28 protein-coding genes and 1 pseudogene are annotated in these 14,366 nt (G+C 66.9%); 15 read left to right on the top strand and 14 right to left on the bottom strand.

The annotated features are described in order from the left end of the window. Positions 1-3 precede the first annotated feature (3 nt). The 14 genes from ACM2ZB_RS10530 to ACM2ZB_RS10465 form a co-directional block, all read right to left on the bottom strand. On the bottom strand, positions 4-225 hold the full coding sequence (locus ACM2ZB_RS10530) for a hypothetical protein (protein ID WP_416058445.1): 222 nt from the start codon (positions 223-225) through the stop codon (positions 4-6). Beyond that, on the bottom strand, positions 222-536 hold the full coding sequence (locus tag ACM2ZB_RS10525) for a hypothetical protein (RefSeq protein ID WP_416058444.1): 315 nt from the start codon (positions 534-536) through the stop codon (positions 222-224). Before ACM2ZB_RS10525 ends, ACM2ZB_RS10530 begins: the two co-directional genes overlap by 4 nt. Then, the gene (locus tag ACM2ZB_RS10520) at positions 533-1,123 is read right to left on the bottom strand and encodes a hypothetical protein (RefSeq protein WP_416058443.1); all 591 of its coding nucleotides are present in this window, start codon (positions 1,121-1,123) and stop codon (positions 533-535) included. Before ACM2ZB_RS10520 ends, ACM2ZB_RS10525 begins: the two co-directional genes overlap by 4 nt. After that, positions 1,120-1,314, bottom strand: a complete 195-nt coding sequence (locus ACM2ZB_RS10515; RefSeq protein WP_416058442.1) for a hypothetical protein — start codon at positions 1,312-1,314, stop codon at positions 1,120-1,122. Before ACM2ZB_RS10515 ends, ACM2ZB_RS10520 begins: the two co-directional genes overlap by 4 nt. After that, positions 1,311-3,329, bottom strand: a complete 2,019-nt coding sequence (locus tag ACM2ZB_RS10510; protein ID WP_416058441.1) for a DNA cytosine methyltransferase — start codon at positions 3,327-3,329, stop codon at positions 1,311-1,313. The genes ACM2ZB_RS10515 and ACM2ZB_RS10510 overlap by 4 nt, the downstream gene beginning before the upstream one ends. After that, on the bottom strand, positions 3,322-4,653 hold the full coding sequence (locus ACM2ZB_RS10505; protein WP_416058440.1) for a hypothetical protein: 1,332 nt from the start codon (positions 4,651-4,653) through the stop codon (positions 3,322-3,324). Before ACM2ZB_RS10505 ends, ACM2ZB_RS10510 begins: the two co-directional genes overlap by 8 nt. Beyond that, entirely contained in the window at positions 4,650-4,862 is a 213-nt protein-coding gene (locus ACM2ZB_RS10500) for a hypothetical protein (RefSeq protein ID WP_108753477.1), read from the bottom strand. Before ACM2ZB_RS10500 ends, ACM2ZB_RS10505 begins: the two co-directional genes overlap by 4 nt. Positions 4,863-4,941: 79 nt before the next feature. Then, positions 4,942-5,184 (bottom strand): hypothetical protein, encoded by a 243-nt coding sequence (locus ACM2ZB_RS10495; protein WP_416058439.1) that lies wholly within the window; start codon positions 5,182-5,184, stop codon positions 4,942-4,944. 288 nt (positions 5,185-5,472) lie between these two features. Then, on the bottom strand, positions 5,473-5,697 hold the full coding sequence (locus tag ACM2ZB_RS10490; RefSeq protein WP_416058438.1) for a hypothetical protein: 225 nt from the start codon (positions 5,695-5,697) through the stop codon (positions 5,473-5,475). After that, positions 5,694-5,915, bottom strand: coding sequence for a hypothetical protein (locus tag ACM2ZB_RS10485; protein ID WP_416058437.1), 222 nt, complete (start codon positions 5,913-5,915; stop codon positions 5,694-5,696). Before ACM2ZB_RS10485 ends, ACM2ZB_RS10490 begins: the two co-directional genes overlap by 4 nt. Then, a complete protein-coding gene (locus ACM2ZB_RS10480; RefSeq protein ID WP_416058436.1) occupies positions 5,912-6,136 on the bottom strand; it encodes a hypothetical protein in 225 nt (74 codons plus the stop codon). The genes ACM2ZB_RS10485 and ACM2ZB_RS10480 overlap by 4 nt, the downstream gene beginning before the upstream one ends. A 188-nt stretch (positions 6,137-6,324) precedes the next feature. Further along, positions 6,325-6,588 carry a hypothetical protein gene (locus ACM2ZB_RS10475; protein ID WP_416058435.1) on the bottom strand — a complete coding sequence of 88 codons (264 nt, stop codon included), beginning with the start codon at positions 6,586-6,588 and terminating at the stop codon, positions 6,325-6,327. 97 nt (positions 6,589-6,685) lie between these two features. Then, the gene (locus tag ACM2ZB_RS10470; protein ID WP_416058434.1) at positions 6,686-6,922 is read right to left on the bottom strand and encodes a hypothetical protein; all 237 of its coding nucleotides are present in this window, start codon (positions 6,920-6,922) and stop codon (positions 6,686-6,688) included. A gap of 1 nt (position 6,923) precedes the next feature. Continuing rightward, the gene (locus tag ACM2ZB_RS10465; protein WP_416058433.1) at positions 6,924-7,610 is read right to left on the bottom strand and encodes a S24 family peptidase; all 687 of its coding nucleotides are present in this window, start codon (positions 7,608-7,610) and stop codon (positions 6,924-6,926) included. Between the two features lie 82 nt (positions 7,611-7,692). On the opposite strand from ACM2ZB_RS10465, the pseudogene ACM2ZB_RS10460 reads away from it, so the two are divergent. The 15 genes and pseudogenes from ACM2ZB_RS10460 to ACM2ZB_RS10390 form a co-directional block, all read left to right on the top strand. Beyond that, positions 7,693-7,824 (top strand): annotated as a pseudogene (locus ACM2ZB_RS10460) (YdaS family helix-turn-helix protein); the annotation flags it as partial. A gap of 132 nt (positions 7,825-7,956) precedes the next feature. Further along, entirely contained in the window at positions 7,957-8,184 is a 228-nt protein-coding gene (locus ACM2ZB_RS10455; protein ID WP_416058629.1) for a hypothetical protein, read from the top strand. Positions 8,185-8,294: 110 nt separating this feature from the next. Next, positions 8,295-8,825: a phage regulatory CII family protein gene (locus ACM2ZB_RS10450; protein WP_416058432.1), complete on the top strand. Its 531-nt coding sequence runs from the start codon at positions 8,295-8,297 to the stop codon at positions 8,823-8,825. Then, entirely contained in the window at positions 8,822-9,133 is a 312-nt protein-coding gene (locus ACM2ZB_RS10445) for a winged helix-turn-helix domain-containing protein (protein WP_416058431.1), read from the top strand. Before ACM2ZB_RS10450 ends, ACM2ZB_RS10445 begins: the two co-directional genes overlap by 4 nt. Position 9,134: 1 nt before the next feature. After that, positions 9,135-10,025 carry a helix-turn-helix domain-containing protein gene (locus ACM2ZB_RS10440; protein WP_416058430.1) on the top strand — a complete coding sequence of 297 codons (891 nt, stop codon included), beginning with the start codon at positions 9,135-9,137 and terminating at the stop codon, positions 10,023-10,025. Continuing rightward, positions 10,015-10,686, top strand: coding sequence for a hypothetical protein (locus tag ACM2ZB_RS10435; RefSeq protein ID WP_416058429.1), 672 nt, complete (start codon positions 10,015-10,017; stop codon positions 10,684-10,686). Before ACM2ZB_RS10440 ends, ACM2ZB_RS10435 begins: the two co-directional genes overlap by 11 nt. Next, complete coding sequence (locus tag ACM2ZB_RS10430; protein ID WP_416058428.1) at positions 10,683-10,877, top strand: hypothetical protein; 195 nt, start codon at positions 10,683-10,685, stop codon at positions 10,875-10,877. Before ACM2ZB_RS10435 ends, ACM2ZB_RS10430 begins: the two co-directional genes overlap by 4 nt. Beyond that, positions 10,877-11,245: a Ref family recombination enhancement nuclease gene (locus ACM2ZB_RS10425; protein WP_416058427.1), complete on the top strand. Its 369-nt coding sequence runs from the start codon at positions 10,877-10,879 to the stop codon at positions 11,243-11,245. Before ACM2ZB_RS10430 ends, ACM2ZB_RS10425 begins: the two co-directional genes overlap by 1 nt. Next, complete coding sequence (locus tag ACM2ZB_RS10420) at positions 11,242-11,751, top strand: hypothetical protein (RefSeq protein ID WP_416058426.1); 510 nt, start codon at positions 11,242-11,244, stop codon at positions 11,749-11,751. Before ACM2ZB_RS10425 ends, ACM2ZB_RS10420 begins: the two co-directional genes overlap by 4 nt. Continuing rightward, positions 11,748-11,966, top strand: a complete 219-nt coding sequence (locus ACM2ZB_RS10415) for a hypothetical protein (RefSeq protein ID WP_416058425.1) — start codon at positions 11,748-11,750, stop codon at positions 11,964-11,966. The genes ACM2ZB_RS10420 and ACM2ZB_RS10415 overlap by 4 nt, the downstream gene beginning before the upstream one ends. 139 nt (positions 11,967-12,105) lie before the next feature. Continuing rightward, entirely contained in the window at positions 12,106-12,414 is a 309-nt protein-coding gene (locus ACM2ZB_RS10410; protein WP_416058424.1) for a hypothetical protein, read from the top strand. Beyond that, complete coding sequence (locus tag ACM2ZB_RS10405) at positions 12,407-12,790, top strand: hypothetical protein (protein ID WP_416058423.1); 384 nt, start codon at positions 12,407-12,409, stop codon at positions 12,788-12,790. Before ACM2ZB_RS10410 ends, ACM2ZB_RS10405 begins: the two co-directional genes overlap by 8 nt. Before the next feature lie 39 nt (positions 12,791-12,829). Next, entirely contained in the window at positions 12,830-13,021 is a 192-nt protein-coding gene (locus ACM2ZB_RS10400) for a hypothetical protein (RefSeq protein ID WP_108753460.1), read from the top strand. After that, positions 13,018-13,716, top strand: coding sequence for a hypothetical protein (locus ACM2ZB_RS10395; protein WP_416058422.1), 699 nt, complete (start codon positions 13,018-13,020; stop codon positions 13,714-13,716). Before ACM2ZB_RS10400 ends, ACM2ZB_RS10395 begins: the two co-directional genes overlap by 4 nt. A gap of 155 nt (positions 13,717-13,871) precedes the next feature. Then, positions 13,872-14,360 (top strand): lysozyme, encoded by a 489-nt coding sequence (locus tag ACM2ZB_RS10390; RefSeq protein WP_416058421.1) that lies wholly within the window; start codon positions 13,872-13,874, stop codon positions 14,358-14,360. The last annotated feature ends 6 nt before the right edge of the window (positions 14,361-14,366 follow it).

Raw genomic sequence — 14,366 nt, 5'->3', positions numbered from 1 at the left:
CTTTCAGATCAGCGAAGCGGGGTAGCTCTCGTTCTCGAAAGCCGATGCGGTGAGGCCCAGGGCCTCATTGAGGGCAGCCGTGGTGGTCCAGATGCCGCCCTGGCCGTCGTACTGGATCCGGATGTTGCGTTGCTTGGCCCAGCGCTCCACGGTGGCCAGCCGGGGGCGCTTCCCCGGCCGGCACAGCTCCTGCAGGTCACGGAACTGTAGAACCTCTCCGATCATTGGCGGCCTCCTTGGGCGGCGGCGCGTACGCGCTTGGCGGCAGGCTCGGCCAGGCCGAGCTTGAACTGAACCACGTTGTCGGCGACTTCCGGAGCGGGCGCCGCCCGGGCGCTGCGGGCCGGGCGGTTGATCCGGCGCCACTCGGCCAGAGCCGTCTCGGGGTTCTCGCACTTCCTGGTCGCCCGGCATGCGCACTCGATCAGGTGGCCGCCGCCGGCGCTGGGGCGGCGCTCGTCATGGATGTGGCGCGCGCGGTGCCCGGCGGCGCAGTTCGGCAGGCCTTCGGGGTGGCTGATCTGCTTCTGGGTCATGGCTTCTTGCACTCCGGGTATTGGGCTTCCAACTTCTCGATCAGGAACGTGGCCTGTCTGGCGCGGTGTTCCCGTGCATAGCGGTTCAACACGCCAGGTCCTGCGTCTCGCAGCCACCGCAGCGGCTCCAGCAGCCACCGAGGGTCGAACGGGAGCGTGGCGCGGGGGGCCGCGGCCTTGGCTGGCGGCTGGCAGTCGGGGCCGGCCCAGTCCTGGGGATCGCCGCACTTGGTGCAGGTGCCAGCCTTGAACGTGTGGTCGCGTTCGGGCTTCGGCGCGCGAGGGTTCTCCCACAGAGCGCGCACGATCCATCCGCGCTTGTTGGCGTGGAATACGTGCTCAGGGGTAGCGCTCACCCAGCAGCCTGGGCCGGAATCGCCCTGGTTCCTATACTCCCAGCGCACGGGCGGCTGGGAGTACAGCTCCTGCAGCAAGGTGTCTCCCCATTCGCGGACCTGGTCGGCCGAGATCGGCGCGCCCGCGGCGCCAAGCCTGCGCATGGTGGTGATGACAGCGGCGACGGGCGAGGATGCCTGACTGGCGTCAGCGGCGGCCGCCGGGGTGGTGGGCAAGCTTGCAGCGGTCATACGAACAGATCCTGTTGAACCGGGCGGGCCGACATGGCCGGCGGCGCCGGCAGAGGTGCAGGTGCAGCGGCGCGCATGCGCGCGCGCTGTGCGGCGTTGAAGACGAACCAGAAGCCGTGGCCGTGCCGGCGTGCGCGGCATTCCGAGAGCAACACGCGCGCGGTGTGCTTGGCCTGGTTGAAGCCGGTCATGCGGCGGCCGCCATGCTGGTGGGCACGCGGTCCAGATTGGCTTCGGCCAAGGCGCGCAGCGGCGGCGGGCTGACGCTGTTGCCCACCATGCGCACGGCGGCGCTGGTGCTGAGCGGCGTTCCGTCGGCAGTGCGATCGATGATGTAGCCAGCCGGGAATCCTTGGGCGCGGTACAGCTCGTGCGGCTTGAGCATGCGCAGGCCGATATCCACGATGACGTAGGGCGTGCCCTGGATATGGACGGTGACCAGCGCCAAGCGATCACGGGTGGTGACGGTGTCCACCGGGTCTCGGAGCGTGGGTACGTTGGCGCCAGTGCCGTAGTACTTCACCAGGAAGGCCGCGACGCGCAGGGCGCCAGCCTCCTGCTCGGGCGAAAGCTGGGCCAGTTCGGCTTCGGCCATGGCGTGCCCGCCATTGCCGCTGGCGGTGACCGTGCCAACGGGAGTGCGCGCATCCTTGCTGCCGTTGCCCCAGCGTTGGACGCCGCCAGGTTTTCCTTCGCCATGTGCCGCCTGAACCATGAAGGCGCTGGAGACGGCGTGATGCTCGGCTTGGGCGGCTACGGTGGTGAGCGGCGTACGTACGTCGGCGCCGACCATGTTCCGTCGCAGGGTGACCAAGGAGGCAGCCGCTACACCAAGAGCGTGCGCGGCGCCGGCCGGGCGCGCTGCACCAGCACCAGAGGTGATGGTCGGCACAGGCTCGGTGGCCGGCGTACCGATGCTGTCTCCCCGGAACTTGACCAGGTGGGCTGCGGCCACAGCGTGCTTCACGCCTCCGGCAACCACCGTGCCCAGCGGCTGCTGCAGGTCGAGCGCACGCGGAGCCTGTCCCTCGCGCTCCCCGTAGCCGGTCTGCACCAGCGTCGGCGCTACCACGGAGAAGTGGCCACCCTTCACCCCGGCGCAGACCGTGGGCAGCGGCTCGTCGGCCGCCATCGTCCGCTGGCGGCTGGCATTGGCGTGCTCGGTGAGGAACGGTGCCAGCTCCCGCGCAGCCAGCATCAGCTCGCCGCGGTTGGCGGCGGTGATGGTGCGCATGGGATCACGCACGTCGTGGACCCGGTCGCCGCCCTGGTGTGTCACCGGCACGATGAACGGATCGGCCGACTTGATGACGTGTCGCATGACGCCCTTGGCGATGCGGCGCATGGTGGCGTCGGCCAGCGGCCGGGCACGGGTGAAGATGGACGGGCAGGGGATGGAGAAGTCCAGGCAGTCGGCGGCGGTGACGCGAGGCGCCTGGCCGGGCGCGGAGCCGTGGCTGGCCTCTGGCCACACGATGGCCTCACCATCGCGCCGGCCGAGCAGGAACAGGCGTTCGCGGCTGGTGCCGGCGCCGTAGTCGCTGGCCACCAGCTTGCGCCATTCCACCGCGTAGCCCAGAGCCCGCAGCGCGGCCACGAACTGCTGCCAGGTGCGGCCGCTGTGGCGCTTGTCCGGAACCAGCTGCTGGTTCTCGACCGGTACGCGCTCGCCGCGCGCTGCAACGGTGCCGTCCATCTTGATGACGCGGCCGGTGGCCTTGCAGCGCTTGGCCACCAGCGGACCCCAGGTGAGGATCTGCCAGACGTTCTCCATGGAGATGATGCGCGGCGCAGTGTTGGTGCCGTGCAGGCGGTCAGCGCGCAGCAGCTGGCCAACCCACTTCAACACCACCCACGACAGGGCGCGAGTCTTGCGGCTGCGCGGCTGGCCACCCTTAGCCTGGCTGAAATGCGTGCAGTCCGGGGAGGCGTGGAACCAGCCGATGGGGCGGCCGGCCACGTCCACGCGCGGGTCGGCGTGCCAGATATCCTCGCGGTGATGTTGCGTGAGCGGGTGGTTCGCGGCATGCATGCCGATGGCCAGCTCGTCGTGGTTGTAGGCCAGGGCCGGATCAATGCCCAGGGCCTGCTTGAGCCCCTCGCTAGCGCCGCCGCCGCCGGCGAACAGGTCCACCACGATTTCGCCCGGGCGCAGGCGGGAGCGCTGCGGCGCGGGGAAGTTGAACGAGCGGGAGCCGTCAGCCATTGGTGGAATCCTTGGTGATGATGGAGGCCTGACCACAGGCAACGGCGCGATCCGGGTTCAGCCGGTCCAGCTCGGCGGCGCGCTCCCACGACTCTGTGGCCATGGCTTCAACGAACTCCCTCACCTCGGCGTGCGTGGCCGGCTGGAAGTCGTACTGGCTCGTGCTGGCGGTCCAGCCGCATTTATTGCCCACGCGGTCGTACTGGCCAGGTGCATACGGCTTCTGCCGCTCGGTGGGCCACACGAACACGACCTCGCCGATAGTGGTGGTGTCCTTCCAGCCATCGCCGTTGATCTTGCCGATGCCTTTGAGCATCACCGGAATAGATTCGGCTCGGTCCGTGAGCCGATTGGGCTCGTTATTCGACTCACGGCCCACCGCCTGGCTGTCGATCAGGGCCAGGAGGTGCAGCGCCTCTGCGTGCTTCTTGGGATCGCCGGTCGGGAAGTCGGGGTTGGCGTGCCCGCGCTCCTGCCACTCCATCAGCTCCACGCACTCCCGGAACTGCCCCAGGTCCACGGCCTGCGCGGACTCATAGCCGAACTCACCGAGCAGCGTTGACAGCTTCTTGTCGATGCAGGTCAGGCATACGTAGCCACCCATGGCATCGATACGCAGCGGTGTGTGCTTGTGCTCACCGCAGCCAGCACAGGTCGTTGCCTGCTTACTGGCATAGGCGTAGCCACGCAGATGCCAGTCATCATCCACGACCTGCGCGGGCGGGGCGGCGTAGAGCGGTCCACGCATCAGCCGGCCAATTTCGCTCGCAACTACCTGATCTTCATCACGCCAGCAGTTGTCGATGATTTCCTGCAAGCATTCGCGCGCCTGCTTGCTGATAACCACCGGCTCCTGCCCCGCCGACTGCCGGTCTGCATTCAGCCCATCGGCCAGTCCACGGTTGTGTGCCTCGCGCACCAGTTCATCGCGCCATGCAGGGTTCTCACCCACCGGCTGGCGGGCGGCGAGGGCGGCAGCTACGTCCTGAGCGAATGCCAGCAGGCCGCCGCGATCCAGCAGGCGCGTTCCATCTTCCCGGCTTTCCTCGGCGTGCACGTCGGCCAGCGACAGCACGCGGTCCAGATCCAGCGCATACCCCTGATCGGCCGGGGACGGCGATGTCGGAATTCCGGTATCGGTCGGAGAGGGCTGGGCGGCCAAGTATTGAGCCAGTGCGCAGGCGAAGTCGGCGGCGAGGCGCGTGGTGATGTACGCACGGAAGTCGTGGCGGCGCACCTGGTTGGCGAAGAACTCGGCGATGTAGGCGCGTGCGCCCTCGCTGGTGTCCAAGTCGTGACCGGTGGCCTTGTTCTCGTTGCTCATGCTCGCGGCTCCTTTGCGCCGTTGATCTGCTGGCCGCCGAGGGCGGCGCTGAATTCCCAGCGCTCTGCCTCGCGGGTGTAGTAGGCGGCGCGCTCCTGGCGCTCGCTTTCGGTGAACTGCCTGTCGTGCAGCGCGTGGTCTGCTGCTTCGCGATTGGCCTTGGCCATGCGGACCGGGTCGTCTTTGAAAATGTCGAGCTGGTTGCGCATGCGGTTCCCTGTGATGGGTTGCCGGCTCTGTGGAAGTCCCGCCGGCGTGGGAGGCCGGTTGCGCCGGCCGGGCGGTTGCTCAGTGCGTGTCGTCTGCCGGCAGGGCCGGTCGGCGACGGGCGGCTCGCTTGCGCTGCATCTCGGCCCGGAAGGCCGGCCAGTTCTGACGGGTGTCGCGGAGGCAGGCCCAGCCGAAGTAGGCGATGCCGACCAGGCAGACGAGTACGAAGGAATCGGCGCCGGTGTAGATGGCGCGCGCGAGCAGCGCCATCAGGAGGCCGACGATCACGGCGCAGTAGAAGGGCAGTGCCAGGTGGCGCATTAGTCGGCTTCCGGTTCGGTGGTGGGCTCAGCCGGCGCGGTGCCGGCGGGCGGGGTGATGGGCGGGATGCCGATCTGCATCTGCGCGAAGAAGTCCTGGTCGGTCACGCAGCACCGCCTTTGGCGCGAGGCGCCGGCTTCTGCTGAACTTCGCTCAAGGTGCGGTGGCAGAAGTCACACTGCCCCTTACCCCATTCGCTCCCGCTCCACCGGTGGCGCTCCCCGACAGGCTTACCCGTTTTGGGACTCCGGCCACCGAACACGCGGCAGCTGACTACGACCGGTCGGCTCATACAGCACCGCCCTGAGCGCGCGCTATGCGGCGCAGGCTCTTGCGCACGTCTGCGATGGCGCGACCGGCGCTGGCGCGCTGGTCGAGGACGGCGCGCGCTGCAACGTCGGCGGCGGCGGTGACCAGGCTGGGCGAGAAGCCCATGGAGTTGGCGGCGATGGCTGCGGCCTTGGCCGCGGTAGCCGCGCGCTGGGCGAGCGGGTAGGTGGCGGCGACGATCATGCCTGCACCTGCAGGTGCTTCTCGGCACGCTCGGCGGCCATCGGTGCGCCTGCTGCAGGGCAGGCGGCGCGGAACAGATCGATAGCGAGCTGGCGAGCGTCGGCGGTGGTGAGCAGCAATGCGCTGGCGCCCAGGTCTACGACGACGTTGTGTTCGTCGGCGGAGACCGGCATAGCGCGGCCGGCAGGGTGGACGCGAGCGAAGACCCGGGCGCTCATGCTGCGTCCTTGCCGCTCAGGGCGTCGGTGTACTGCTGGGCGTTGCTGGCGTTGATTCGCAGCGCCATCGCCGCGCGCTGCAGTTCCAGCGCGACCTGGTCGGCCTCGGCCGGATCCAGATACAAGGAGGCGTAGCCGAGCTTTACTGCGATCTTGCCGAGGGCGTCCATGGTGAGGACGGTGGGCGCCACTTTGGTGGCGCCGAGGGACACGGTGGCCATGTGTGATCTCCTGCGCCCGGCCCCGGGATGGGGCTGCGTTGGGCGGCGGAGAAAGTAAAGCATGTCTTTACAAATGATGTAAAGCGCAGCTTGATATTTTTCTTTGAGTTAGATGAACCTGTTCATCGCTGAGTAGCGGCCAGTAAAAACCCCGCCGAGGCGGGGCTTTAAGTTCTAGTGGGCGGACGCTAGACCCAGCCGAATCCTTTCGCCATAAGTCCGGCAAGACCCAGGGTTGCGACGATGAGTGCTCCAAACAGCTTTTGGAAATCCAACTTGGCTTCAGCGCGGACAGCCTTGAACTCCGAGTCCAAAGACCTGAATTCTTTGTTCACCTCCAAGCCGAACTGCCGCAGAGCCTGATCCATAGACCGGAGATCGGTCTTAATCTCGGCGACGTCACGTTGGATGTACTCCACCGTAGCTTCAAGTTTGGCGACACGTGCTTCCATTCCGCCATCATGGGGTGGACCGCCTCCGCTCGCAAGCTGTCCATCTTCAGCTGCGGCTTCAGTCCATTCCAGGACCCTAGTCACTCGCTCCTTGAATTTAGGGTGCATCAGTTGGCATCTCCCTGGTGAACCCGGACATCGTTTCGATCAGCTCGATCATTTTTTCGACACCCGCTGGTTTGCTCTCTTCCAGATAGCCGAGCAGGCTTTGAACCTGTCGTCCAAGTGCGTCGCGATCCGGATGCGACTGACATACGCAAATCATGGTGAATTCGAGGGCTGCGATCTTCTGCAGCAGTTCTCTCGAAATGCCTACATGGTCCTTCTCGCTCATTTCAGTCTGCCCATCCGCCAATCCAGTGAACACGGCCTATTACCGTGATTGGGTTCCGCTTTGACGCCATCGGCTTTGGCTTCTGCCATTGGTGGTCGCCGCGGGGGTTGTCGCTCTGGAAATAGACGCCGGTGTCCAGCACCATCGCCCGCTTCACGAAAAATTCGGGATTCGCCATCCCATCGACCTGAATGACGTAAAGCACCCCGTCTAGCACCCTGGTGTCGGATGTATCGAAGAGGATTGCATCGCCGTCTTTGATGGTCGGTTCCATGCTGTCGCCCCGACCGTAGTAGACGGCTAGGTTCTGGCTCTGGAGGCCGCGGCGCCGCAAGCTGGTCTTCTTGAACTTTAGGCTATGAGTCTCTGCGTACTCTTCGGCCTCAGCCCCGGCACCCAGGCCAGCGGCCTGGGCAAAGCCGATCACATCCGCATGGTCCGCGCCGCCAGCGGTGGAGACGGCTGATTCAGCGTCGGATATAGCTTCATCAAGGAAGTACTCAGGGCGCCTCTTGGTGTGGCGTGCAAGTGCGGGGATGAAGAACTTATCGATTGCTCCATTCGACTCCCAACCTGTGATGGCCTGAGGGTTGATCCCGCACTCCCTTGCAACTGCCGCCTTGGTCCCGCGGGGCGCAGTGCTGAATGCGAAGGCAATACGCCGGGCGAGTTCGTTGTTATCAAGCATGGCTTGATGATCGCGCGTGACGTGAAGACTGCCAATAAAGCAGGGCTTTACGCAATAAGTAAAGGCGTGCTTTACTTATGGCATGGACCCGATCACTAGCGCTATCGATGGACTCAAGGGGGGGCAAGCCGCGATGGCTCGGCTCCTCGGCGTTCGGCCGCAGGCCGTAAACCAGTGGGCTAAGGGCCGCCGCCCAGTTCCTGCTAGACATGTACTCGCCATTGAAGCCGCCACCGGTGTCTCGCGCCACTCGCTCCGGCCGGACGTATTCGGCCCTGGCGTGGACGCGGTGCCGCCCGCGCCGCGCCAAGCGCTGGCGGCGATGCGGCAGCTGGCGGATAGCCGCATGACCAAGCGCGCCCTGCGAGCCAGGCTGGGCCTGACCAATGACAAGCACTTGGCCGTAGTGCTGGGCCTGCCGGTAGAGCAGGTGAGCGGCTGGGCGGATGAGGACATGGTCCCGGCACTGCCGCAGGTGATGAAGCTGCTGGGGCATGCCGAGCAGGATGCCCCGGCCACCCCGATCAACGACGACCCCGACGCGGACCGCATTGGCCCAGTCGATACCGCCTGAAAGGCCATCCCTGGCCGTCGTCCCTGAGTTGTCTCTGTCCATGGCGCCCATCGTGCGCCGCCCGGGCCCAGCCCGAAACCCTGAAATGCCGTCCCTCCCAAGGTGACCCGATGACCTGCCGCACCTCACCCCTCAACTGGCTCGACAACCTCTACAACTCCGTGCGCGAGACGCCGGGTGGTGTGGAGGCTGCAGCTGCGTACCTGGCCCAGCGCCGGGGCAAGTCGATGCACCCGGAGACGCTGCGCGCAAAACTGCGCGGGCTGGAGGGTGAGTCGGTGACGCTCCAGATCGCCGAACTGCTGACCGAGTGGATGCAGGAGCAAGCTGGCGGCGGTGAGCGCGCGCTGGGCTGGCTGCAGTCGCTGGTGGCGCGCTTCGGGATGGCTGCAGACGTGGTGCCGCCGGCGCCAGAGGGCGGCTGGTCCGACGAGATCGGCGCCATCCAGATGAAGCTTCTGGAGATCACCAGCCGCGTTGGCAAGCTGTCCGGCACGGCCGTGGAAGCTATCGCCGATTCGACCATCACGAACGCTGAGGCGGAGCAGATGATCGCGGAGATCCGCGCGCTGCGCACGATGGCCAACCGGCTGGAGAGGAATGTGGCGCGCGCTGCAGCGAAGGGGAGGGCGGCCCGATGAGCCATCTGGCCCGTTCTACCGATCCCAGCAGCAGCCACGCGGCAGCGTCCGACCTGGTCGCTACCGGAAAGCTGCTGGACCAGCAGACCCAGGCTGCCGCTGCAGTGCGCCGCCACCCGGGCCAGAGCAGCCTGCATCTGGCTTCGCTCACCGGCCTTGACCGCCACATGCTCGGCCGGCGCCTGCCGGAGCTTGCGCGCCAGGGCACGATCTGGCGCGGCCCTGCCGCCCCGTGCGCAACCACGGGCAAGAGCGCTTGCACCTGGTGGCCGGTGGCACCGGGCCAGAACCTCGCGCTGGGGCTCTGACATGTCGACCATCATCATGTCGCAGTGCTGGCCGCTGCAGGGCCTGAGCGTCACGCAGAAGGCCGTGCTGATCTCGCTGGCAGACCAGGCGAACGACGACGGCGTGTGCTGGCCGGCGGTGGGCACCATCGCCGCGCGCTGCTGCATGTCGCCGCGCGCTGTGCGCACTGCCATGGATCATCTGGAGGCTGTGGGCCTGCTGACCCGCGACCGCCGGTTCAACAGCAGCACGGTCTACAACGTCACGCCGGCCAAGTTCGACAAGGATGCGGCTCCGTCCAAGGGCTCCCGCAAGGCTGGCAAATCGGGTGCTGCACCGGGCGCAGGTGCTGCGCCCCATGCAGGGGGGGCGCCCGGTGCAGGTGGGGATGCGCCCGCTGCAGGAGGGGATGCACCGGGCGCAGGTCTGGAGGTGCGCCCCGTGCCGCCTAACCGTCATATAACCACCAATGAACCGTCAGAAGAACCGCCAGTTCCGGCGCTGACCGCGCCGCTGTCGAAGGCGGCGCAGGAGGAACTGCTGCAGGAAGCCTGTCGGCAGACGTGGGCGGCCTATCGAGTCGCCTACCGCAAGCGCCACGGCGTGGACCCGGTGCGGAACGCCAAGGTCAACACGAACGTGAAAGACCTGGTGAAGCGGCTGGGCCGTGATGAGGCGCCGCTGGTAGCTGGGTGGTTCGTGAGCGTCAACGAGCAGTACGCCGTGAAGCGCTTGCATGACCTGGGTGTGCTGCTGGCCGGCGCTGAGGCCTACCGCACGCAGTGGGCCACCGGCCGGCAGGTGACCGCGACCATCGCCCAGCAGCAGGACCAGACCCAGGCCAACGCCTCGGCCGCCGACGACGCCAAGGCGCTGCTGCGCCGTATGAAGGGGAACGCCAGTGCTCAGTGATGCCGATCAGGACCGGCTGGTCGAAATGCTGGTGGCCACCGCTGAGGTGATGGGCGAGCAGATTCGCCCGGTCGCAGCGGCGTACATGGTGACCGACCTGGCGACCTATCCGCTGCAGGTGCTGGCCAACGCGCTGACCGCATGCCGCCGCGAGGTAAAGGGCAGGCTGAGCCTGGCCGCGATCATGGAGCGCATCGAAGACGGCCATCCGGCCCCGAATGAAGCTTGGGCCGTGGCCATCCGCGCCGCTGACGAGGCGGTGACGCTGGTGTGGACCGAGCAGACCCGGGATGCATGGACCGCGGCGCTGCCGCTGGTCGAGGCCGGAGACAAGATTGCCGGCCGCGCAGCATTCCTGGAGGTCTACACCCGGTTGGTGAAGGAGGCGCGCGCTGCAGGCGGCTGTGCCGTCTACCAGCCTTCGCTCGGCCACGACGCTGGTGCCCGCGACGCCGCGCTGCAGCAGGCAGTCAACGCAGGCCGCCTGGCGCACGAGCAGGTTGCCGAGTACCTGTCGCTGCCGCCGGCCACGCCGTCATTCAACCCCCTGGCCCTGCTGGCCGGTCGCGTCGAGGCATCGCCCGAGGCGAGCGAGCGCACGCGCAAGCGCCTTGCCGAGATCGCTGCGCTGCTGGGATCCACTCAGGACGCGGCCGCATGAGCCTGGACCACGTCTCTCTGGAAGTGCGCCCTGTGTCGGAACCGGTGGCTGTGGCCGGCTGGTATCTGGCCTACGGGTACGGGATCAAGCCGCTGGTGCTGTACGCATCCCGTGGCGCGAAGGTCTGGCGCGATGGTGCCCGCCAGATCCCGATCACCCGCTATGCCGGCCCGCTCCCGGAGCTGCGCTGATGTGGTCGAAGGAACCACAACCGACCAGGGAAGAAGCGGCCCGGATCGAGCTGGCCAAGACCGGCCCCTGCATGGCCTGCCTGGCGCTGCAGCTGCAGGACCTGTTGGAGCCGACCTTGGTGGTCTACGGCTGCGACTACAACCACGCCAAGAGCGGGAACCTGCGGCGGGGCCACATGTTCGGCTTCGCCCTCTGCAAATGGCACCACATGCGCTACCCGATGGAGGGGAACACCTTCGCGACGATGCGCCAGATCTACGGCCCGAGCCTGCTGGACGGCTCGCGGACCTTCCATGAGACGTACGGCTCCGACGACGAGCTGATTGACCAGCAGACCTACATCAACGAACTGAGGGCAGCAGCATGATGGACAGGACAAACACCTATGCGGGCCAGATCCGCGCGCTGTTTGAGGCGGCGCCCAAGGCCAAGCTGCGCATGCGCGATCTGTGCGCGCTGGCTAAGGCGGAGCCTGGGGAGCAGCGTCAGAGGATCCGCAGCGCCGTTCGCGACCTGGTGGCGTGCGGTTTCCTGGCGAAGGAGGGAAGCGGCCAGCGAGCTGAGTACCGCAATTCGGGGCAGGGCATGCGGCGGACCTTCGTTGTCACCGACGAGCAGCGGGAGCAGAGCAGGGCAGACAAGGCCGCGAAGCAGGCGGCATACCGCGCATCGAAGCGCCCCGGCACCAGCCCTCGCGCTCCGGACAAGATGACGATCAACCGCGCCAGGGTGGATCTGCGCGCCGATCTGGTCCCGGCCAAGCCGTGGGGCAAAGAAAAGGCCGGCCAGCGGCCTGCCATGACCGTTGACGAGTTCGTGGAAGGTGGTGGCGTGATACAGCGCCTGACGGCCAGCTGGGAGCAGGCAGCATGAGCGTCGTAGCAACCGCCCGGGTGAGCGCCTTGGCCCGTGGCCGGGTCCGCATTGTTGCGGTGGAATGGCTGCTCATCGCCGCCGCACCGCAGGACGGCCGACGACTGATGCTGTGGGACTCGGTGAGCAAGCGGCCGGTGTTCGGCAGCTGGCGCGGCGACAACCCGGCGATCACGCACTATGCGGCCGAGCCGGCCGGCCCGGAGGTGGCCTGATGGCAACCAAGCCTTTTGTGGCGGGATGGGCGCTGATCCTGATCGGAGCCTGCGGGAATGGACCGTGGTGGGCGAACGCCGCGGTTGGCCTGATCGGTGTGCTTGTTGTCAGGTCGTGTAGCCAGAAGGAGCGCAGTTGATGGACGCCATCGAGAAGCGGGCGCGGGAACTGCTGGCATCGCGATATGACCTAGCCGGCAAGATCAGGGATGCCCGCGACATTCGTGCGGGCGACTCGGACACGGAAGAAGCGCTCGCTGTGGGGGCCATCATCGCCGCCCTCACGCCGCCCGAGGGCTACGTGCTGGTGCCGGTGGCGCTGCCTGTGGAGATGGAAATCGCCTTCATGGAGGCATGGGTCAGCAAGCGCCGGTGCATTGACGACCCTGAGATGCAGGACGCGTGGGATGCCGCGTTGGCCGCTCGCCCGGAGGTGCCGGGTGCCTGACCGCGCGCTGGAGCTGGTGCTTCCCTGGCCGAGCAAGGATCTGTCGCCGAACGGCCGTTTGCACTGGGCGCGAAAGGCAGACGCAGTTCAGTACGCCCGCCAGGTGGCGGTGATCGCGGCCATCAACGCCGGATGGAAGGGGGCGCGCCTGCCCGATGGGCGTCTGCACCTACACGTCACTTTCTACAGGCCCAGCCGCCGGCGAATGGACGACGACAACCTGCTGAGCCGGTTCAAGCCGTCCCGCGATGGATTGGCTCAGGTGCTGGGGATCGATGACACCCGGTTTATCAGCCATCCGCTGGTGGCCGACGAAGTGCGCAAGGGCGGGCAGGTGGTGGTCCGGATCACTGCGGGGCCCGCACCTGGCAGATAGGTCGCGGGCTGTGCGACGCAAGGGGAACAAGCTGGCTGGATGGACCTGACCCGCTATGACGACAAGGCGCTGGAGCTGCTGAGCAGCCTCCAGCAGGAGATAGCCGAAATGCGGTGGACCCGGGCGTGGACGGCACCGGGCCAGCGCGGCAAGGCCGAGCAGGCGCTGCGCCGATCACGCGCGCTGCGCCGCGAAATCAACCGACGAGATCGATTAAGGGGGAAGGGATGAAAGACGCGCGCGAGCTGCTGTCCAGCGGGACGGGACCTAAGGCAATGAGTTTTGACGGCAGCACCGGTGGGCCATCCACGCAGGAGATTCTGGCCGCCTTGGCATACGTCCACCACGGGCTGGGGCGTGAACTGTTGGAGGCGCTGTGGTGGCCGGAGAGTGGCTCGCGGCGCCGTGAGCAGCTGCGGCAGGAGGTGATCGCCCTGGTGGCGCCCGAGTTCACCCGCCAGATGCATGCCCTGGCAGACGCCAGGACGAGCTTCGGCATTGCGAAGGCCTGTATTGGCTGGACCGCCGGGCAGACCACCGACAAGCAGCGGCGGGAGCTGCAGCGCACCGAGCAGGCGCTGGAAGATGCGCGCGCTGCGGCATGGCCCAACAACACCATGGAGCAGCTAGGCGTTTTGGCCGGTGCAGTGATGGGTGAAATGGCGGAATGCTGCGAGTGCCCGGCATGTGAGGGGCGGCGGGTGGTTCAAGACCCGGCGGTTGCCGGGGCTGTGAACTGCGCGCGCTGTGGCGGGACCGGCTACGAGCCGTTCAGCGGTCGCCGGCGTGGCACGTCAATCGGCGCTGACTGCTCGGCGTACAGCCGCTTCTGGCGCCCGGTCTACGAATGGATGCTGGCCAACTTCCGAGCGGCTGAGTCGCGCGCTGCAGACGAGTTCAAGAGGGCACTTCGGAAGGCGGCGTAGCGATGACTTCCTAGGTCATCGAAAAAGGAGGCATTCTTGCCACCATCCAATCGCAAGCCCCGGCCCAGCCGGGGCTTTTTCTTTGCCCGCGTCCCAGCCGGACCAACCCTCGTGCCCAGCCGGCGCTAGGGGCGGGCACCTTACAGGGTTCATCAATGGCCACGATCACCGCGAAAGAGGCGGGTGGAACTAACGTCCTCGCCTTCTTGGACATGTTGGCGTGGTCCGAGGGGACCGATAACGGTAAGCAGCCGACCAAGGATCGTGGCTATGACGTGATCGTCGGCGGTCAGCTGTTCAGGGGCTACGCCGACCACCCGCGAGTGCTGGTAGACCTGCCCAAGCTCAAGATCCAGTCCACTGCTGCGGGCCGCTATCAGCTTCTGCGCAAGTACTACGATGCGTACCGGAAGACGTTGGGCCTGAATGACTTCTCCCCGCTGAGCCAGGACAAGATCGCGCTGCAGCAGATCCGGGAGCGCCGCGCGCTGCCGCTGATCCAAGCCGGCAAGATCACGGAGGCCATCAAGGCGGTCAGCAACATCTGGGCGAGCATGCCTGGGGCTGGCTATGGTCAGCACGAACAAAAGCTTGCCGACCTGTTGGCCGTTTACCGAAAGGCCGGCGGGACGGTGGCGCCGTGACTGAGC

The organism is Stenotrophomonas maltophilia (genome assembly GCF_047782825.1).
Classification (GTDB): Bacteria; Pseudomonadota; Gammaproteobacteria; order Xanthomonadales; family Xanthomonadaceae; genus Stenotrophomonas.
This window is presented reverse-complemented; position numbering and strand designations above follow the sequence as displayed.